11 protein-coding genes are annotated in these 20,996 nt (G+C 35.7%); 1 reads left to right on the top strand and 10 read right to left on the bottom strand.

Annotation, left to right across the window (positions count from 1 at the left end):
• Positions 1-166 precede the first annotated feature (166 nt).
• The 7 genes from QLQ95_RS18390 to rpsF form a co-directional block, all read right to left on the bottom strand.
• Positions 167-2,104, bottom strand: a complete 1,938-nt coding sequence (locus tag QLQ95_RS18390) for an OmpA family protein (RefSeq protein ID WP_482501030.1) — start codon at positions 2,102-2,104, stop codon at positions 167-169.
• Between the two features lie 11 nt (positions 2,105-2,115).
• Positions 2,116-3,048: a PorP/SprF family type IX secretion system membrane protein gene (locus QLQ95_RS18385; RefSeq protein ID WP_095927710.1), complete on the bottom strand. Its 933-nt coding sequence runs from the start codon at positions 3,046-3,048 to the stop codon at positions 2,116-2,118.
• A 47-nt stretch (positions 3,049-3,095) separates the two neighbouring features.
• Positions 3,096-13,508, bottom strand: a complete 10,413-nt coding sequence (locus tag QLQ95_RS18380; protein WP_482501028.1) for an Ig-like domain-containing protein — start codon at positions 13,506-13,508, stop codon at positions 3,096-3,098.
• Positions 13,509-14,679: 1,171 nt separating this feature from the next.
• Positions 14,680-15,153, bottom strand: coding sequence for a DUF6495 family protein (locus QLQ95_RS18375; RefSeq protein WP_095927712.1), 474 nt, complete (start codon positions 15,151-15,153; stop codon positions 14,680-14,682).
• Between the two features lie 133 nt (positions 15,154-15,286).
• Positions 15,287-15,727 carry a 50S ribosomal protein L9 gene (gene rplI / locus QLQ95_RS18370; RefSeq protein ID WP_095927713.1) on the bottom strand — a complete coding sequence of 147 codons (441 nt, stop codon included), beginning with the start codon at positions 15,725-15,727 and terminating at the stop codon, positions 15,287-15,289.
• 68 nt (positions 15,728-15,795) lie between these two features.
• The gene (gene rpsR / locus QLQ95_RS18365) at positions 15,796-16,092 is read right to left on the bottom strand and encodes a 30S ribosomal protein S18 (protein WP_002987043.1); all 297 of its coding nucleotides are present in this window, start codon (positions 16,090-16,092) and stop codon (positions 15,796-15,798) included.
• A 5-nt stretch (positions 16,093-16,097) separates the two neighbouring features.
• Positions 16,098-16,439, bottom strand: a complete 342-nt coding sequence (gene rpsF, locus QLQ95_RS18360; RefSeq protein ID WP_068842999.1) for a 30S ribosomal protein S6 — start codon at positions 16,437-16,439, stop codon at positions 16,098-16,100.
• Between the two features lie 177 nt (positions 16,440-16,616).
• Here rpsF and QLQ95_RS18355 point away from each other — a divergent pair, with 177 nt between their 5' ends.
• A complete protein-coding gene (locus QLQ95_RS18355; protein WP_008463025.1) occupies positions 16,617-17,315 on the top strand; it encodes a LytR/AlgR family response regulator transcription factor in 699 nt (232 codons plus the stop codon).
• A 9-nt stretch (positions 17,316-17,324) separates the two neighbouring features.
• On the opposite strand, the gene priA is transcribed toward QLQ95_RS18355, so the two are convergent.
• Genes priA through QLQ95_RS18340 form a run of 3 tightly spaced genes read right to left on the bottom strand, consistent with a single transcriptional unit; the run spans position 17,325 to position 20,996 of the window.
• A complete protein-coding gene (gene priA, locus QLQ95_RS18350) occupies positions 17,325-19,775 on the bottom strand; it encodes a replication restart helicase PriA (protein WP_428237419.1) in 2,451 nt (816 codons plus the stop codon).
• 23 nt (positions 19,776-19,798) lie between these two features.
• Positions 19,799-20,557, bottom strand: coding sequence for a subclass B1 metallo-beta-lactamase (bla-B1-FLAV, locus tag QLQ95_RS18345; protein ID WP_482501025.1), 759 nt, complete (start codon positions 20,555-20,557; stop codon positions 19,799-19,801).
• A gap of 10 nt (positions 20,558-20,567) precedes the next feature.
• A complete protein-coding gene (locus QLQ95_RS18340) occupies positions 20,568-20,996 on the bottom strand; it encodes a DUF2147 domain-containing protein (RefSeq protein WP_250835664.1) in 429 nt (142 codons plus the stop codon).

The raw sequence follows: 20,996 nt of genomic DNA, 5'->3' as shown, positions 1-20,996 counted from the left end.
AAAAATAAAAGTTTTAAAAAATCAAAAATCAGACTGCAAATCCATGCAGTCTGATTTCCTCCTTGTCCATTATTCTTAAAAAAGAATTAAAAAAACCAACTTCCAAATGGTTTCGACGTTTTATATTTTTAACTGAAAATCAATACTTTACAGTACAAATATAGAACTATTTTTGAATAATGATAAAATCTGAACGTCTATTTAGCACATGCTCCTCTTCAGAACATTTTACACCATTTTTACATCTGTTGATTAATCGGGTTTCTCCGTAACCAATTGCACTTTCAATTCTAGAAGCATCTATGCCTTGAGAAAGGATATAATCTCGAGTTGATTTTGCTCTATTATCTGAAAGTTTCAAGTTGTACGAATCCTTTCCGCGTGAATCGGTATGCGATTCAATTTTGATTCTGATGTTTGGAAACTTCTGCATGATGAAGACCACTTTAGACAATTCTTCTACAGCTTTTGGTGTAATGTCATACTTGTCATAATCGAAGTAAATTGGATTTACATCCACTTTTTCAACTCCTTGTTTTTTAACAACTAAGTCATCATAATTGCTCAATTCAAAATTTACATCTTTTATTTCGCCACCATTTTCACCAGTTGTTTCTACTGTTTTATCATCACTACTGTAATTTTGTTTTGCGGCAATCATTTTTACCACTTTGTTGCAAGGAACTTCAATAGCATATTTTCCGTCAAAGTTTGTTTTGGTTTCGCCCAGAACTTCACTAAAAGAGTTATACGCCATTATCGTAACATCTGTTAAAGGCTTTTTTGTTTTATGATCGATAGCCATTCCAGAAATACTTTGGTTGCAAACTGGTTTTCCTTTTACAAAAGAGTAAATATCATCATCGCCCTTTCCTCCTGCTCTGTTGGAAGAAAAATAGCCATAAGCATCTGTTCTATCAATTATAAAAGAAAAATCATCTTTGTTACTATTGATAGGAGCTCCAAGATTTCTTGGGATAGAAAATGTTCCATCGGGTAAAAGTTTACTTTCATAAACATCTAAATCACCCCAGCCATAATGTCCATCAGACGAAAAGTATAAAACTCCGTTTTGGTAAAATGGAAATACTTCGTTACCAATCGTATTAATATTAGATCCTAGATTTTGAGGAGAACTCATGGTTCCGTCGGCCGCAATTTTCACCATGTACAAATCTGTTTCGCCTTGACCTCCAGGCATGTCTGAAGCAAAGAAAAGCAATTGTCCGTCTTCGCTTAATGATGGATGTCCAACAGAATAATCGTCGCTATCAAAAAATACTTTTTGAGGATTTTCTAATTTATTATTGACAATTGATCCTTTGACAATCTGGAAATTGTTTACTCTGGCCTCATCAACAACCAATTTATTTTTCTTTACAATATTGGTCGAATAATAAATAGTACTTCCTTTACTATCAAAACTTGCCGTAGCTTCATGATATTTGGTCATTACGTTTGGAAGAAAAACCGTCTCGTTGAATAAACTTCCGTCTGCCGGATTTCTTTCTGCAATGTACAAATTAAGAAAAGGCTGATTGTTCCAGGTATACAATTTTTCACTAAACTTTGTTGTATCACGAGCTGACGTAAATACTACATTATCTTTAAAAAATGTGGCTCCAAAATCTGATTTGCTGGTATTGATATCCAAATTTTTAATAGTGTAAAGCGGTTTTGCTTTTGCAACGCTGTCCATATATTTTTTCTGGGCAACATATTTATTAATCTCTGCTTTATCACCTTTTTTATCTAGATATTCTTTTGTGATTTTATCTGCCTCATCATAATCCATAACTGCTTTCATAGATTGAATATAACGCAGGTAGTAAATATCAGTCAGATTATTTCCTTGCACTTCATACAATTTTCTATACCATTTTAGAGCATTTCTAGAATCTGAAATAAAATAGTAGGAATCTGCCGCGTTCTTCAAAGTCTGTGCTGACGGATCTTTTATGTTTTGCAAACATTCTTCGTAAGCTTTGGAAGCATCCAAATAAGAGAAGTTTTTAAACAAAGCATCAGCTTTCTTTAAGTTAGTTTTTTGAGCGAAACTAAACGTAACGCTCAAAATTAAACATAGGATATATAGTTTTCTCATAAGTTTTGGTTTTAGAAGAATCGAGGAGATTTAATTTTGCTTTGGTTTTTCACAAATTGATAACGCAAGATGATCTCGTGTGAGCCATCATTGTATTTATTCAATTGGCTTACAGTATAATCAAAAGCATATCCAAGATAGAAACTTGGTGATATTTGAAAACCTGCCAGTATGCTTATCGAATCATCTGTTCGATACGCTCCTCCTATAACAAACTTTTCTTGAATCATGAAATTTGCTGATATATCTGCGGTAAGCGGTGCTCCACTTACTGCTTTTACTAAAAATGCCGGTTTAAATTTCAAATTTGGATTCAAATCAAAAACATATCCCCCCATTAAATAGTAGTGCAAACGATCATAGTCTATAGATTCTTTTACATCGTCATAGTAATCATTCTGAATAAAACTTGGAATAGAGAATCCTACATACCATTTTTCTGTATAGTAGTAAATACCCGCTCCTACAGCTAGTTTCATCTGATTGTTAATGTTCTGATTTAACAAAACATCATCATCATCGTAGTATCTTCCTTTAGACCAATCGATGTTTAACATTCTCGTACCGGCTTTTATACCAAAAGCTAATCTTTTTTCATATCCGAGAGGTAATGAATAAGAGAAGTTCCCATCAAGATATAGCTCATTTGAAGGTCCGATTTTATCATTTACAATACTTAGACCTACTCCCAATTTTTCATTTCTAAGAGGAGCATGAATAGAGAAAGATTGTGTTTCTGGAGCTCCAGGCATTCCGACCCATTGAGAACGATACAAAAGTGCTGCTTCTATGGTTCCGGTAGATCCAGCATACGCTGGATTTACCGCCATAGTATTATACATATACTGTGTATATTCGGGATCTTGTTGTGCCGAAGCGCAAACCGTAATAAAAGAACATATTAAAATGAAATATGTTTCTAATGATTTTATATATAGTTTCATAACGATACTTATTTAGTTTAATTAATTAGATGATTAATAGAAGTGGATTATCTCATAATAGATAACCAGCCTTTTTTAACCGTTCCATCTCCAATGGTAATCACATAAAAATAAGTACCTGTTGGCAGCATATCTCCTCTATTAACTACACCGGATACATTTGCTGTACCGTTCCAATCATTTTCATAACGTGTTTTACTATACACTAATGCTCCGTATCTGTTAAATACTTTCAGTTCGTTGTTTGGATAAGACTCAATACAGTCAATTCTGAACAAATCGTTTTTACCATCATTGTTTGGAGTAAACTCATTGTAAACAGTTAGACAAATTGGTTCTATTGTAACCGAAGCTGAATTATTTGATGCATCAACATCTAAAGGAGTCGAAGTTTCTACAGTTGCTACACTTGTATAATTACCATTTGGCAATACTTCTGCAACAATTGTCAATACTACACTCTGACCTGCATTTAGCGTTGGTATTGTCCAAAGCTGTGTTGCTGGATCATATGTTCCTGATGTAGCAGATGAACTCACTAATTGTAAACCACTAGGAAGTAAATCACTAACAAGTGTGTTAATGAAATCGCCTTCACCTACATTATTTACTGTAATCGTAAACGTTACTTTATCTCCAAAGTTCGGTGTTGGATTATCTACAGTATGCGTAATAGTTAAATCTGAACAGCTTGCAACAGTAACATCTAATGTTTTAATTGTTCTTTCGTCGCAATTATTAACATAAGCTACAGTTACTTTTCCTGGACCAATATCTGACCAAGAAACTGTTACAGAACCATCGTTTGTACCACCGCCTGAAACAATTGTACCTCCATTAATAGTCCATACATAATTAGATTTACCATTTGCAATTGAATACGTTACACCTTTGAATACACAAGGAGTATCATCTGTAGTAGCAAGCTGAACGGCAGCATCATTTTCGAATGCAATTGTAACTCCTAATCTTGGTCCGTTATCACAACCGTTAAATGTGTTGGTCAATGCTCCTGCATAATAAGTCGTTGCTGTAAGCGGAGTTGTATTTGCTAGTGCTATTCCGCCAGTTGCAGATGCGTACCAAACTACATTTGTTTCGTTTACAAAAATACTAGCCAATGTTGGCAAAGCTGATAAACAGAATGTTTGTGTAGTTCTTGGTGTTGTAATTACGCTTGGCGAATTAACATTTACCATAACAGCTAATCTAGCTGGGTTTTCGCATCCAATCGCACTTGAAACTGCACCATAATATGTACCTGTTACAAGAGCTGTTGTTGGCGCAATTGCTGTTCCACCTGTAGCTGTGCTATACCAAACAACATTTGCTTCGTTTACTTGAATATTTGCCACTGTTGGCGAATTTAAAGTACAGAAGTTTTGTGTTGTGTTAGCTGTAGTAGGTGTTGGACTTGGATTAACTAAGGTAACAGTCACCTGAAGACGAGTTGAACTTTCACATCCTGATGGATCAACTATATTTCCGAAATAAATTCCTGAAGTAAGCGCTGTTCCTGCTGGAATTACTGTTCCTCCTGTCGCTGCTGTAAACCATGTTACATTGCTTTCGTTTACCTGAATATTGGCAATAGTTGGTGCATTTGCAGAACAGAAAGTCTGTGATGTACTATTTGTCGTTGGATTTAATGTATTACCAACTGTTACAGCCACTTGCAATCTGACACTGCTTTCGCAACCTGTTACTGGATCTTTAATTGCTCCGAAATAAGTTGTTGTAGTTAGCGCAGTTGTCGCAGCCAAAGCAGTTCCTCCTGTTTGAGTTGTGTACCAAACTACATTACTCTCATTCACTTGAATATTAGCAACTGTAGGATTTGTACCTGTGCAGAAAGTTTGTGTAGCAGCAGTTGTTGTTGGTGTTGCAGGGTCAGTCACATTTATATCAACTGTTAATCTTGAAGCGCTTTCGCATCCTGTTACAGGATCTAAAATTGCTGCAAAATACTGACCTGTTGTTAAAGCTGTCGTTGGCGTAATTACTGTTCCTCCTGTTAAAGCTGTATACCAAACAATATTTGTTTGATTAAACTGAACACTTGCAAAAGTCGGTGCATTAACCAAACAGAAGTTTTGTGTTCCTGCTGTTACTAAAGTCGGTGTTCCTGGATCGTTTACAATTACATCAACTGTTAATCTTGAAGCGCTTTCGCAACCTGTTGCTGGATCTAAGATCGCTGCAAAATACTGTCCTGTTGTTAAAGCTGTAGTTGGAGCAATTACTGTCCCACCTGTTAAAGCTGTGTACCAAACAATATTAGTTTCATTAGTTTGGATACTTGCAAATGTCGGAGCATTAACCAAACAGAAGTTTTGTGTTCCTGCAGTCACCAAAGTCGGTGTTCCCGGATCGTTTACAATTACATCTACCGTTAATCTTGTACCACTCTCACAGCCTGTTGTTGGGTCTGAGATTGCTGCAAAATACTGTCCTGTTGTTAGAGCAGTTGTCGATGGAATCAATGTTCCGCCTGTTATTGCTGTATACCACACAATATTAGTTTCGTTTGTCTGAATGCTTGCAAATGTTGGAAGATCTTCTTTGCAGAAATTTTGTGTTCCTGCTGTTACTAAAGTTGGAGTTCCTGGATCGCTTACAATTACATCAACTGTTAATCTTGCAGCACTTTCACATCCTGTTGTCGGATCGCTAATCCCCGCAAAATACTGTCCTGTGGTTAAAGCTGTAGTAGATGGAATCAATGTTCCGCCTGTTAGAGCGGTGTACCAAACAATATTCGTTTGATTAAACTGAACGCTTGCAAATGTCGGAGCATTAGTCAAACAGAAGTTTTGCGTTCCTGCTGTTACTAAAGTCGGTGTTCCTGGATCGTTTACAATTACATCAACTGTTAATCTTGAAGCGCTTTCACAACCTGTTGTTGGGTCTGAGATCGCCGCAAAATACTGTCCTGTTGTTAAAGCTGTTGTTGATGGAATCAATGTTCCGCCTGTTATAGCTGTATACCAAACAATATTAGTTTCATTTGTCTGAATACTTGCAAACGTAGGAGCATTTGCCAAACAGAAGTTTTGAGTTCCTGCAGTCACCAAAGTTGGCGTTCCTGGATCATTTACAATCACATCTACCGTTAATCTCGCAGCACTTTCGCAGCCTGTCGCTGGGTCAGAGATTGCTGCAAAATATTGGCCTGTTGTCAGAGCCGTAGTAGATGGAATCAATGTTCCGCCTGTTATAGCTGTATACCACACAATGTTAGTTTCATTCGTCTGGATACTTGCAAATGTTGGAAGATCTTCTTTACAGAAAGTTTGTGTTCCTACTGTTACCAACGTTGGAGTTCCTGGATCGCTTACAATTACATCAACTGTTAATCTTGCAGCACTTTCACATCCTGTTGTCGGATCGCTAATCGCCGCAAAATATTGGCCAGTTGTCAGAGCTGTAGTAGATGGAATCAATGTTCCGCCTGTTAAAGCTGTATACCAAACGATATTTGTTTGATTAAACTGAACACTTGCAAAAGTCGGCGCATTAGCCAAACAGAAGTTTTGTGTTCCTGCTGTTACTAAAATCGGTGTTCCTGGATCGTTTACAATTACATCAACTGTTAATCTTGAAGCGCTTTCACAGCCTGTTAATGGATCTGAGATTGATGCAAAATACTGGCCAGTTGTCAGAGCCGTAGTAGCTGGAATCAATGTTCCGCCTGTTAAAGCCGTATACCAAACAATGTTAGTTTCATTCGTCTGGATGCTTGCAAACGTAGGAGCATTTGCCAAACAGAAGTTTTGCGTACCTGCTGTTACTAATGTTGGAGTTCCTGGGTCATTTACAATTACATCAACTGTTAATCTTGTAGCGCTTTCACAACCTGTTGTTGGGTCTGAGATTGCTGCAAAATACTGTCCTGTAGTTAGAGCCGTAGTAGATGGAATTAATGTTCCGCCTGTTATAGCTGTATACCACACAATGTTAGTTTCATTCGTCTGAATGCTGGCAAATGTAGGAAGATCTTCTTTACAGAAAGTTTGTGTTCCTGCTGTCACCAACGTTGGAGTTCCTGGATCGCTTACAATTACATCGACTGTTAATCTTGAAGCGCTTTCGCAACCTGTTGCTGGATCTGAGATCGCTGCAAAATACTGTCCTGTGGTTAAAGCTGTAGTAGATGGAATCAATGTTCCACCTGTTAAAGCCGTATACCAGATAATATTAGTTTCATTAGTCTGAATGCTGGCAAATGTAGGCTGATCTACCTGACAGAAATTTTGTACTCCTGCTGTTACTAATGTAGGTGTTCCTGGATCGTTTACATTTACTGTTACTTCCAATCTCACTGAACTTTCACAGCCTGTAAGTGCATCTGTAGCTGCTCCGTAGTAAATTCTGCTTACTAAAGGAGTTGTTGAGGCAATTACATTTCCACCTATCGCTGCATCATACCAAATAACATTGCTCTCGTTTACTTGAATATTTGCAACTGTAGACGCAGAAGATAAACAGAAATTCTGAGTATCGTTTGTAGTTGTTGGCGTATTTGGATCGCTAACTATAATTACTGCATCTTGTAATGTTCCTGCTAAATTTTCACACGTATTAGTGCTTGAAACCGCTACATAATAGGTTATCGGACTTACTGCTTTTGTTAAACCTGTAGCAGTTAAAATACCAGCCCCATCTATTGCATAAGTAACCCCTGCTATTACAGCGCCATTTGTAATTGGTTGCGTTTTAGCAGCGTCTAAATACCAAGTAAATACTGAGCTAGTTAATGCTGGTGCAGTCGGAGTTAATGATGCTGATAAGCCTGGGCAAACCGTTACATCATCAACCAAAATATCACTTCCTATTGAAGGAGGCAAAATTGTGAATGTGATTTGTTTTCTATCTGCTGCTGCAGTTTCACACAATTCATCTGAACTCACTCCAACGAAATAAGTATAAGTTCCCGGAGCCAATCCGTTTACTATCAACTGTGCAGTTAGTTCACCAGGAATTAACTGACTTGTTGTTCCATTAAAACTATACCAATGGTATACAGGATTTGTTAAAACAGGAGTTCCGCTTAAACCTGTTGCTAAAATTACAGTTCCAGAAGCAGAACAAATTGATGTTGCTGTTCCTCCGTTTAACGTAATATCTGTTAAAGCATTTACTGGGGCAGAAGCTTTTACTTCAACAGTAACTTCTCCTCTTGCATAATTTTCACAACCATAACGTACTGGTTGTATATAATATTTGTAAATACCTGCAGTTAAATTATCTGGTAGCGTAAAAGTAGGTCCGCTAGCCACCAAGTTCCCTCCTGTCTCTGCATCGTACCATCGATAGGTCGAACAGGCGACTTCAGGAATCTCGAGTTCAATTTCGCTGCCCGGACAGACCGTAATTTTATTCTGCGGATCTGCTCCAATAACGGTGGTGTTAGCTGTTCTTTCTACAGTATGAACTCTTAAGAAATCTAATACTCCAGCAACACCTCCTAAACGAATTCTAACTCTATCATAAATCTCTGTTGGAGAAGACACTAATACCATTGCCAAAGAATTTCCTGGCAATAATTTTATACTCAATAATGTACTTGTATTTTGAATTGGAGCACCAACTGCCACATTTCCTAAATAACGCTGAATTGAGAATCCTGTAAGCAGATTCACGCTTAAAAGACTGCCTGGTTTTGAAACCACAATTCTTAAAGTATCACTAAGAACAGAAGGTGTTTTAAATTGCACCGTTAAATCTGCTGCTGCCGCAACTCCAACTCCACTATACATTGTAGCAAAAGTTGTTACGTCATTATCAGCAACATTCCAAGCATCACTTACACCTATTAAAGCAGTTGCCGCGCCTATAGGAAGGTTTATATCTGTAGCGCCATAAAAAATATCCTGAATATCTCCTGGAGTACAAGTTACAGCAGTAACTGGTTTATTATAATGAGCTTCAAATACTTTTGTATTTTGAGCAAGACTTAAAATTGAAGAAGATACAATACGAATACCATCATAATCTTGCGGACCTGATGCATCTGAAGGAACAAAAGTAAACTCATAAGTATTGTCTCCTGAAATTAGTTTTAATAGCGATCCCGACACAGGCTGCATTGCTCCAATAAGATTACCTCCAATAGTTCCTACTACCGATAAGTTCTCTCCAACAGCCAACAAACTATATTCAGATCCTAATTTAACTGTAACAGGAGTACCTTTAGTAATAGGAGCTGACCAGGTTAAATTCTGCCATGTTGTGCCAATTCCTAAAAGTCCTAAACCTGTAGTAATTGTTGAGAATGTCTGAGGATTTCCATCAATTGCATTTGCATTGTTTGAAACACTCCCAGTAAGTATAAAGCCTTCACTTTCTCCTGATGCATAAACTCGTTCTGTCAAGTTTTGACAGCTAGTAAGATCTATCACATTGATTACCTTAGTTGCAGTAACACTACAAGTTCCTAAAGTTGCAACAGCCGTGTAGGTGTAAACTCCCGGAACATTTAAAGAACCTGTTGTAAATGGAGGACCTGCAAGCGCAACACCTTGTGGATTAAACCATGTTACAGTTCCTGTAGAAGTAGCATTTAACGCAACATCAGCTCCAACATTTACAGATTCTTGCGGATTAGTCACCACTAAAGTTGGTACCGCATTAATTGTTACGGTCACAGATTGTCTAGCTGACGGGCAAGTGCTTGTCGCGCCCTGTGCTTGTATAGAATAAATACCACTTACTGTTACATTTGCAGCAGCATCGGCGGTCATTACATTATTTAAAGGATCATAAAAAGTATAAGTAGCTGCTGAATCAAAATTAGTGATTGCATTAGCCAAATTGGCGCTACCACAGGCTACTAATGGAGTAGTGATAACCGTTAAAGGCGTTGTTGAAGGGAAATTAACCGTTACTAGTTTTAAATCTCCATTCACATTCTCACAAGTACCTCCATTAACTGCAGATATATATAAATTGTAAGGAGAATTTAAAGTTGTTAAACCAGTTAATGAAAGAACACCAGTAATAGGATCTTTTGCAAATGTTATGCTTCCATCTACACTTCCATCTACAATTTCTGTTACTTTATTTTGATCTCTATAATACTTAAACTGAACACCAGCAATATCAGAAGATGGAGTTAAAACTGCCTCTCCAGAACAAGTAGCTTCAACTGGACTTGTAATTAAAATATTTGCCGCAGTCGGAATTGGTAAAACATTAACAGTAACCGCTTGGCGTAAGCTGTTAACACAACCTCCTCGTGTTGCTTCTAAGTAGTATGTAGTTGTAGTTGTTAATGGAGCTGTTGGAGCTACGCTTACAACATTTCCTAAAGTTGGAGAATCATACCATTGAAAGGTTTCTCCTCCTGTTGAAGTTGCAGATAAATTAGCTGTTTGACCAGCACAAATTGGTACCGCTGCTCCAGTTATTGTGGCATTTGGAAATCTATAAGAAGCTCCATAAATGTTTACAGTTGTCAATAAACCAACCAATGCTCCCAATCTAATATCCACTCTATCAAATGCAGCAGTTGTTGGGTAACTAACTTTGAATTTGTTTCCTGATAATACCTGTAAGTTCAATAAACTATTGTTTACTGCAAGTCTGCCTGGGTTTTCAACTCCTGCTAAAGAAGTTCCAATGCTTACAGATCCCAGCAATGCAATATCAGCAAGACCGCCTGGTAATTCTAATTCAACATCAATAATATCCCCCGCCTGACCAGGTGTTAGAAAATTTAGTTGTTGTTGTATGTATGAATTAAGTACTCCCGCAGTTATTGTCAAAGAAGAAAATGTATTTGGATTTCCGTCAACAGCGTTAGGTCCGTTCACACCATTACATAGAACACATAATAAACCAGGGTCAACCGTTATGGCTTGTGTACTTGGTTGCAAACAAGTGCTAACTGTATTGGTTACGATCACATTTATAGCAGCTCTTGAAGTACTTCTACAATCTGATGCCGTATTTACAGCTTCAACATAAAATGTTTTATTTGCCGTTAAAACCGGATTAGGTATATAAGTATTACTACCAGAACCTTGCAAAAGATTTCCTGCTGTCGGCGCATCATACCATAAATAAGAAACTCCAGGGCTACTTACAACAGACAGCTGTACATTCTGGCCTGACTGAATAATAACGCTAGAAGATACAGGGACTGGTGCCGCTGGTCTAGGATTTACATTTACATTTACCGCTGTACGAGCACTTAAACAAGTTCCAATTACTGCTTCAATATAATAAGTAGTTGGAACAGTTAGATTTGAAGTTACAAAAGAAGTTCCTGTAAATACCAAAGTTCCTCCTGTTGCAGCATCATACCAATTATACGTTGTGCCTGCAACTGGAGATTGAATTGTTATCGTTGTCGTTTCTCCACTACATAAATTTGCAGGAACAGTAGAAATCGCGGTAGGTGCAACTGGACTATCGACTGTAACAGTAAAAGGATTTCTTACACTATTAACGCAACCATTACGAGTTAATTCAACATAATAAGTTGTATTAGCTGTCAAGGCTGGAGTTGTAAAAGAAGTTGTACTGCTTAATAAATTTCCGCCAGTTAAAGCATCATACCATCTAATAGTTTCCCCTAAAGCCAGATTAGCATTTAAAGTAGCTGTTTGTCCACTGCAAATTGTAGTATTTCCAGAAACAACTGGAGCTTTATATCTATAGGCCGCTTGGTAAATATCCAAATTAGTTAAAAGACCAAGCACACCTCCTAAACGAACTTCAACACGGTCAAAATTTGCACCAGCCGTAACGCTTGCTCTATATCTAGTACCACTTAATAACTGTAAAGTAATAAGAGGATTATTAATCGTAACTCTATCATTATTATAAGTCGCACCATTATAAGTTGCTAAACTAATCGCACTTAACAACTGAACATCTGCCAAACCTCCTGGCAATTCTAAGTCAACATCTACAATATCACCAGCTTTTCCTGGATTTGTAAATTGTAATGTTTGCTGCATAGATCCTAATACATTGGCAGGAAGAGTAAGTCTTGTTGCTGTTGCAGGATTTCCGTCTACAGAAAAATTCGGATTTGTAGCATTACACAATAAACATACACCAACTTGAGAAGTTACCTGACTGCTGGCTTCAAGACATCCGCCTAAAGCGGCTGGCTGAACCGTTACAGTAACCGGTACTCTAGTTGCACTAACACAATTTCCGTTTGGACTTTGTGCTTCAACGTAATACGTTTTAGTAGCTGTTAAAATTGGTGTTGTAAAAGTGGCTGTATTTGTTGCAACAGCTGTTCCTCCAGTTGAAGTTTCATACCAGTTTAATTGAGCTCCAACCTCTGTAGTAGATGCGTTTAACGTTGCATTCTGACCAGATTGAATAGTCACACTTTGCGTTAAAACTGTCGGAGTTATTGGAACGGCTGTAGAAACAACACTAACTGGCGTACGAGAACTAACACAGCTGCCAATAGCAGCCTCCACAAAAAATTGAGTAGTTCCTAATGGTACTGTTGGCGAATAAGTAGTTCCACTAGCTAAAGCAGGACCACCAGTTGCTGAAGAGTACCAGTTGTAAGTTGTCCCTGGCGCCACATTTACAACCGATAAAGTTGTTTGCTGAGTTGCACCTGTAGAACAAACTGTTGTTCCAACATTACTAATTCCTGGAATCAATGGATTAGAAACATTCAAGACCACAGGTACACGAACATTTCCTTCGCAGCCTGCAGCTCTAGTTATTCCTATATAATATGTTGTATTTGCTGCTAAAGCAGGAGTTGTATACGTATTTCCTACTGCCAAAGCTGTTGTAGAAAATTCAGAACTGTACCATGCCAGCGAAGTACCCGCTGCAGGTGTTGCTGTAAGAGTGGTTGGAACTCCCGCACAAACTGTTTGCGATAAACCTCCAGATACAGTTGGCTGTGCAAATTCTAGCCTAACATCATAGACTCTTAAGCTTACCAAAAGACTTAAAAGGCCTCCACCAACTTGAATTTGAATTTGGTTGGTGTCACCCGTAATAGGGAATTTTGCAACAGCAACCGTATTGCCGCTTAGCAAATTCAAATTCAAAAGCGGATTATTTAAAGCTACACTTGAACCTACATTGGCTCCAGAATTTTTAGCTTGAACTGTTGCATTTGATAACAAGGTTAAATCAAGCAATCCGTTGCCTGTACCAAAGTATATCGCAACTTGGTCACCGGCTCGAGCCGTTTGATTTAAGGTCAATGTTTCTTCTGCAAAACATCCAAGTACTGCAACACCATTTGTTAAGGTTGCATAAGTGGATAAGCCAGCGCTATCATAAGCATTGGCAGGACTATTAACATCTACTCCTAAACACAAAAGCCCTCCTCCTGCACTATTTGTCTGAGACACAGGTCTACAAATAGTCTGAGAGAATGCATTGCTGCATATAAAGAATAACGTTAAAAGTCCTAATAATCTCATTTGAGGATTGAGACTACAAAAAGTAAATTTTTTTTTCATAATTTGGAAGATTAGAAAATGGACAATAAAACACCTCTTGCAGTAAGTGCAAGCACCTACACAATTAAACAATCAGTTAAAAATCAAATAGTTAAAACAAACAATAGTAGCCTATAAAAAAAGCTGCTAAATTCTGTTTTAATAAAAAAATTATGTTGAATTCGGTATATCAAAGTATACCGTAGAACAAATTCTATCTCTGTGAGACAAAATAAGTTCTGCATTTTTAGAGGAAAAATGATTGTAATCAATTTTCCAAGAGGAGTGATTTGTTGCAGGCCTAATTTTCATAATGAAAATTTTAGTTGAAAGTAGAACTGGGGTTCTTTATATATGTTGATTCATTTTTTTCAGAAAGTTGATTAATCTTTTCTAAAATTAACTAGCTGTAAAAAACTAGTTCGAATCTATTTATATCCAATAAAATTATTCTCCCTCATAATTAGCCCGCCAAATGGGGTAATTAAAAGACAGCAAACTAAAATGTAACACTTTTGAAAAAAAATTAAGTATTGGGTAACGATCAAATTTATCGTTGAAACGAAGTAAGCGAAATAGGTTAAAAAATAAAACTAAAACAAAATGTACGATTAAAGTAAATTTGATAAAGAAAGTAATTGTCAATTCCATACGCAGACTTATTAGGTTGTGGTATAATTTCTCAATTTTCAATCTTAACAACATGGCATATAATTTTCTAACCAGTATGTCTTGAAAACCAAAAGAAAAATTTTGTTTAACTTTTGTTACCTAAAATTAGGAAAAACAAAAACATAAAACAAACATAAAATTCTTATAATTTATTCATAAAACTTTAATTTAAAAATTATAGACACATCAAAACATCAAGAAAATAGCTACTTTTAACATAATTAGCTTATAAATTTCACATTAAACAAAATATTAAACAAAATATGTTAAATCGATTTAAACAAAGAATAATCTTACATTTTAAATAATTTTATCGACAAAACTATCCGTATTGAAGACCAATTGCTACAAAACTGTTTCACGAAAATTAAAAATCTAAAAAAGATGAAGGGTTTTAAAAAAACAAGTAGAAATACGGGGTTAAAACTTTTAAAAAGATTAAACACAAGTTAAAAAACAAAAAAAAAGCAGACAATTGCTAACAACTGTCTGCCTTATTAAAAACCTTATAAAAATTATTTTAAGATTCTATAATTGTATTAATTTGATTAAACAACTGTCCGTCACTTAAAAAAGCACCTTGTTTAATCAATTCAAAGATCGAAGAATTACGTTCCTCTGTAAACACTTTCTTTCCAACTTTCATTTCAATATTGTCTGTAAACATATTATCGCTTAACCATTGAAGCCCCTCTTTAGTCAAAAAGTCTACCTCTGGAGAAAAAGTTTTCAAAACAATTGACTTAATATAAGTATCAAAACAATGAAATAGAAAAATATGGCTTTTAGAAAAATGTTCCAAATATTCTGCCCTACCTAATACGCCTTCCCAAATCAAATCTGAAAAAACATCAAGTTCCTGTTCAGCAACTTCTGGCTTATTGACCTTAAGCTCTTCCCACTCTTTTCTATCTATTGTTTGTGTTGCCAAAAAACTTGCAAATTCAGCATGTAATTCGTCAAACTGCTCTTTTGTTAATCTTGCGTATTTCATTTCTTTTTTAGGCTTTATGCTTTACGCTGTGAGCTCTAAGCCAACAGCCATAAGTCTAATTATTACTATTAATCTTGTCTTAAACAAAAAAATCCCGACTTTCATCGGGATTTTTGTATAGATCTAAAAACTATTACTTTTCAGCAACAATTTCGTAAGCTAATTCAACGATTACATCTCTGTGTAAACGAACTGTAGCATTGTATTTACCTAAACGTTTTACAACACCGCTAGTGATGAATTTTCTATCGATAGCATTACCAGATTTCTCTAAAGCTGCAGCAATATCGATGTTAGTGATAGAACCAAAAAGTTTCTCTCCACCAGCTTTTGCAGTAAGTTTAATTTCAAGAGCTTTTAAAGTTTCAGCTATTGCTTTAGCATCAGCTACAACTTTAGCTTCTTTGTGTGCTCTTTGTTTTAGGTTTTCAGCTAAAACTTTTTTAGCAGAAGGAGTTGCTAAAGTAGCAAAACCTTGAGGAATTAAAAAGTTACGACCGTAACCAGGTTTTACAGATACTACATCATCTTTAAACCCTAGGTTTTGTACGTCTTGTTTTAAAATAATTTCCATGTTGTTGTCCTTATATTTTAGAAGTTAGGTTCTGATCAAACAGAAACCAGCGACTAGATTTTTTTATACTATTTTAATAAATCGGCCACGTATGGCATTAAAGCTAAGTGACGAGCTCTTTTTACAGCTACAGAAACTTTTCTTTGGTATTTTAATGAAGTTCCAGTTAAACGACGTGGAAGAATTTTTCCTTGCTCGTTAACGAATTTCAATAAGAAATCAGCATCTTTATAATCGATGTATTTGATTCCTGATTTTTTGAAACGGCAATACTTTTTAGTTTTGTTAGTTTCAATGTTTAAAGGCGTTAAATATCTGATATCTCCGTCTTTTTTTCCTTTTGCAGATTGCTCGATTGTAGACATAATAATTACGCTTTAGTAGATTTTAATTTTGCTCTTCTTCTCTCAGCCCATGAAATAGCATGTTTGTCTAAACTTACAGTTAAGAAACGCATAACTCTTTCATCACGTCTGAATTCAGTTTCAAAAGCTAAAAGAACTTCTCCAGCTACTTTGAATTCGAATAAATGGTAAAAACCACTTTTTTTGTTTTGGATTTCGTAAGCCATTTTTTTAAGACCCCAATCCTCTTTCGATACCATTTCAGCTCCTCTACTAGTAAGAAATTCTTCAAATTTCGTTACTGTTTCCTTCACCTGAACCTCAGATAAAACGGGATTTAAAATGAAAACAGTTTCATAATGATTCATAAATAAAAATTTTATTTGTTAAAATTGGGTGCAAAAGTAAGCATTTAATTTACATATCCAACATTTTTTTTCTTTTATTCGTCATAATGCAAAAAAGATGCCTCAACCTTAGTTTTTTTTACAAAAAAATAATACATTTACTACTGCTATCCTGAATTTATTCTAAATATAAATGTTATGAAACTAAACTGTGTTGTTGTAGATGATAGTTCTATACAAAGGACAATTATTGCCAAATTGGTCAATAATCACCCAGGCTTGCATTTAATCGGGGATTTTTCTAATGCAATTGAAGCAAAAAGTTGTATCTCATTAAATAATATTGACTTAATATTTCTTGATATAGAAATGCCAGTTATTAACGGATTTGATTTTCTTGACGGATTAAAATCAAAACCGCAAATTATATTTATTACATCTAAGGCCGAATATGCCCTCAAAGCTTTCGACTATGACGCTACCGACTATCTTCAGAAACCTATTGCAGTAGATCGTTTTAATGCCTCGGTAAAGAGAGCAATTGATATGCATTTGCTTAAAAAAGATATCAAAGAAGAAGAAGGCGAACATATATTCATCAAAAGTAATCTAAAAAAACTTAAAATCTTCACTTCAAAAATAAAATGGATTGAAGCTTTTGGAGATTACGTAAGAGTAGTAACCGAAGACGACAGCAATTTGGTTCTCTCTACTATGAAGTCTTTTGAAAATGATTTATCCAAAGACAAATTTATTCGTGTTCACAAATCGTATATTATTAATATCGATAAGGTTGAACGATTCAATAGTAAATTTGCCGAAATTGGCATTACCAAAATACCGCTAAGCCGCAATAAAAAAGAAGATCTAGTAAAAGCACTTTCAACTTCTTCTTAAATTGTCGTTTTAATAAAAATCAACGTTTACTACAACTTTTATAGCTCTATATTGAGCCACAGCTTCAAAACTATTCAGCATTTTCTGAATAGTTTTTTTTGTGTTTCCTAAATGAAGATTATGCGGAATCTTTATTAAAATAGTTCTGATATATTCATTTCGTATTCTACTTATCGCTGGCTCTTCTGGCCCTAAAACAGGCATTCCTAAGTTCTGACTTAAAACCTGATACAGCCACATAGCTCCTTCCTTCAATTTATCAAAATCCTTATGCTTTAGCGTAAGCTTAATAATCCTGAAATAAGGCGGATATCTATAGATTTGCCTATCATACAACTGTTCTTTATACATACCTATATAATTATGGTTTGTAACCTGTTGAATTGTATTATGATTCGGATTATAAGTCTGAATGACAACTTTTCCTTGTTTTTCAGACCTACCTGCTCTTCCCGCAACTTGAGTCATCATTTGAAAACTACGTTCAAACGCTCTAAAATCTGGATGGTGGAGCATATTATCCGCATTCATGATTCCGACTAAACCCACATTATCAAAATCAAGTCCTTTGGCCAGCATTTGCGTACCCACCAAAATATCAATTTCGCGATTTTTAAACGTATCGATTATCTTTTCAAAACCAAATTTACCTCGAGTCGTATCTTGATCCATTCGAGCTGTTTTTGCTTTCGGAAAAAGTGAAGCCAACTCCTGCTCTATCTGCTCCGTTCCAAATCCTTTTGTAGTTAAGTCAATACTGGAGCAGTTATGGCAATTTGTAGGTTTTGCTATAGAATAACCGCAATAATGGCATCGCAATTGGTTCTTATGTTTATGATAAGTCAAACTTACATCGCATTGCTGACAATGCGGAACGTGTCCGCAAGTCAAACATTCTATTATAGGCGAATATCCTCTTCTATTTTGAAACAAAATAACTTGTTCGCCTAATGACATCGATTCTGCAATTTCTTCGATTAAAAGATCGCTAAAATGCCCCGTCATTTTTTTTCTGAAATGCTTGTCTTTTAAATCAACTAAAAGGACTTCAGGCAAACGGACATTTTTGTAACGTTCAGAAAGTGTTACCAATCTGTATTTATCATTTTGGGTATTAAAATAGGTTTCAATGCTAGGCGTTGCAGAACCCAATAACACTTTTGCTTTATGAAAATTAGCCAAAACAATTGCAGCATCTCTCGCATGGTATCTTGGTGCAGGATCTGTCTGCTTAAAAGTCTGCTCGTGTTCTTCGTCAACAATTAATAATCCTAAATCATTAAAAGGCAAAAACAAAGCCGATCTTGCTCCAATTACAATTTGTGCTTTTGGAGAGTTTTCAAGCGTTTGCCTCCAAACCTCAACTCTTTCATTATTACTGTATTTGGAATGAAAAACAGCTACTTTGTCTCCAAAATGAAAACGCAATCTCGAAACCAACTGCGTAGTAAGAGCAATTTCTGGCAACAGATACAAAACCTGTTTTCCTGTCTCTAAATACTCTTCAATTAACTTGATATAAATCTCAGTCTTTCCGCTAGAAGTTACACCATGAAGCAGACAAACCTCTTTCTCCAGAAAACTATTTTTGATTCCAGAAAAAGCACTTTCCTGAGCCTCACTAAGCTGCAATTGCTTATCTGATACTTCTCCATTAAATGTAACACGATCATGCTGCAAATAATATTCTTCGAAAATTTCTTTTTCAACTAAAACCTTTACAACTGCTGCTGTTACATTTGAAACTTCCGTAAGTTTTTTGACCGTAATAGGCTTTTTCTCCGAAGCATTCAACTGAAAATAAGTTAAAACAATTTCTTTCTGTTTATTAGCACTTTTCAGCACTTCGAGTAATTCAGCCAAGCCGTTATCCGATTCGTACTTTGAATGCAATTTAACATATCGAACCAATTTTGGTTTGTATGTTTCTTTTATTTCTTCATCCAAAAAAATAATATCTTTCGCGATTAGCTTTTGCAGAATCGGAAGTATATTCTTTTTATTTAAAATCGAAGTAATCTCCTGAATCTTTAATGAACTTTGATGATGTAACGCTTCATAAATCAAGAATTCATCATCAGAAAGTTCGCTGTCATTTACCACAACATCAGGTTTATGCGAAATGATTGTTTCACTTTCCAACAATAATCCACTCGGAAATGCGCCTCGATACACATCTCCAATTCCGCACATATAATAATTTGCAACCCAAAGCCAATGTTTAATCTGGATTTCGGTCGCAATGGGTACTTCATCTAAAATTTGATGGATTTCTTTAGCTTCGTATAATGTTGGAGCATTTTCATGAACGTCCAGAACAAGCGCTGTATATATTTTACTTTTACCAAATGGCACAGCAACACGCATTCCTTTTTTTATGAAATGAAATTCGGCTTCAGAAATTCGGTATGTAAATGTCTTAGCTAAAGAAAGCGGTAAAATAACTTCAATGAAATGCATGGATTTTTATTATAAGTCAGTTATTATTTCTGACCTGATTTAGAGGAAGTGTCATTTGAAAGATTATAATCCTGAATCAGCTTTAAAGTATGCACAACAGATTCATTTGTCGTTCCTCCATCGTGCCCCGGAATAACAAACTTCGGATTCTTAAATTTTGACTGAACTTTTTTTATGGATTTCTCCCATTCCTTAACATCAGCATCGCCTAAATACCCTAAATCTTGTGCTTCAACACTCTTTATAAAACAACCTCCATAAAGAATTTTCTCTCTCCCAAACCAAACTACAATATTATCTGGTGCATGGCCTTTACCCGGATAATACACTTCAAAATTATATTGCCCAACTGTAAAAGTCGCATCATCTGGAATTACAAATTCTGCTCTTCCTTCTTTATTCCCTTTAAGAATTTCATCTGTCAATTTACCTGAGTAGGTTTTAATTCCTTTTTTTCTATAAAAATCCAATCCACCCGCGCGATCTTCATGCGAATGCGTTGCAAAAACCATCACTACCTTTTTATTGTGTTTTGCTTCAATACTATCCAATAAAGACTGAAACTGCGTTTTATCCCATGGAGCATCAAAAAGAACAACACCTTCTTTTGTAACGACATACATAGCATTAGCAGAAATCTTTACCCCTTTGTATTCGTTAAAAGTTTTATAAACATAAAAGTCACCCGTAAGATGACTTATTTGTAATGGCGAGTTCTTAGATTGTCCAAAGCTATTTGAAACTATAACTAAGAATAAAATTATTGAAGCAATTTTTCGCATTATATTTTAATTAGTTTTTTACTCTGGTCCAATATTGCGTTCTTCCCATCAAAGAAATCCCAACATAACCGCGAAGTTTTAATTTGTCTGCAGATTCTAAAGTAACATAACATTTATACTTTTTACCACTTGTAGGATCCAAAATTGTTCCTCCATTATACTCTGAACCATCTTTCTTAAGACCATTCATGATTACCATACCTAAAATTGGCTTATTTTTTTCGGCTCCATCACACTTTACACAAACATCTTTTTTGTGGCTGTCGCGAAGGATATCTACTACTTTACCATATATTTTTCCTGATTTCTCATAGATTTCTACTATAGATTTAGCTTCTCCTGTTTCATCGTCAATTGTTTTCCATTTTCCAATTACACTTTGACTTTGCATGGTCAGCGCAAAGAAGAACACTCCGATAGTTAGCATCAAATTTTTCAT

Source organism: Flavobacterium sp. B330r (assembly GCF_056824325.1).
This window is presented reverse-complemented; position numbering and strand designations above follow the sequence as displayed.

Bases quoted from the DNA above. Each gene is read 5' to 3' on its own strand.
- QLQ95_RS18390 (WP_482501030.1), bottom strand. From the start codon at position 2,104: ATGAGAAAACTATATATCCTATGTTTAATTTTGAGCGTTACGTTTAGT.
- QLQ95_RS18385 (WP_095927710.1), bottom strand. From the start codon at position 3,048: ATGAAACTATATATAAAATCATTAGAAACATATTTCATTTTAATATGT.
- QLQ95_RS18380 (WP_482501028.1), bottom strand. From the start codon at position 13,508: ATGAAAAAAAAATTTACTTTTTGTAGTCTCAATCCTCAAATGAGATTA.
- QLQ95_RS18375 (WP_095927712.1), bottom strand. From the start codon at position 15,153: ATGAAATACGCAAGATTAACAAAAGAGCAGTTTGACGAATTACATGCT.
- rplI (WP_095927713.1), bottom strand. From the start codon at position 15,727: ATGGAAATTATTTTAAAACAAGACGTACAAAACCTAGGGTTTAAAGAT.
- rpsR (WP_002987043.1), bottom strand. From the start codon at position 16,092: ATGTCTACAATCGAGCAATCTGCAAAAGGAAAAAAAGACGGAGATATC.
- rpsF (WP_068842999.1), bottom strand. From the start codon at position 16,439: ATGAATCATTATGAAACTGTTTTCATTTTAAATCCCGTTTTATCTGAG.
- QLQ95_RS18355 (WP_008463025.1), top strand. From the start codon at position 16,617: ATGAAACTAAACTGTGTTGTTGTAGATGATAGTTCTATACAAAGGACA.
- priA (WP_428237419.1), bottom strand. From the start codon at position 19,775: ATGCATTTCATTGAAGTTATTTTACCGCTTTCTTTAGCTAAGACATTT.
- bla-B1-FLAV (WP_482501025.1), bottom strand. From the start codon at position 20,557: ATGCGAAAAATTGCTTCAATAATTTTATTCTTAGTTATAGTTTCAAAT.
- QLQ95_RS18340 (WP_250835664.1), bottom strand. From the start codon at position 20,996: ATGAAAAATTTGATGCTAACTATCGGAGTGTTCTTCTTTGCGCTGACC.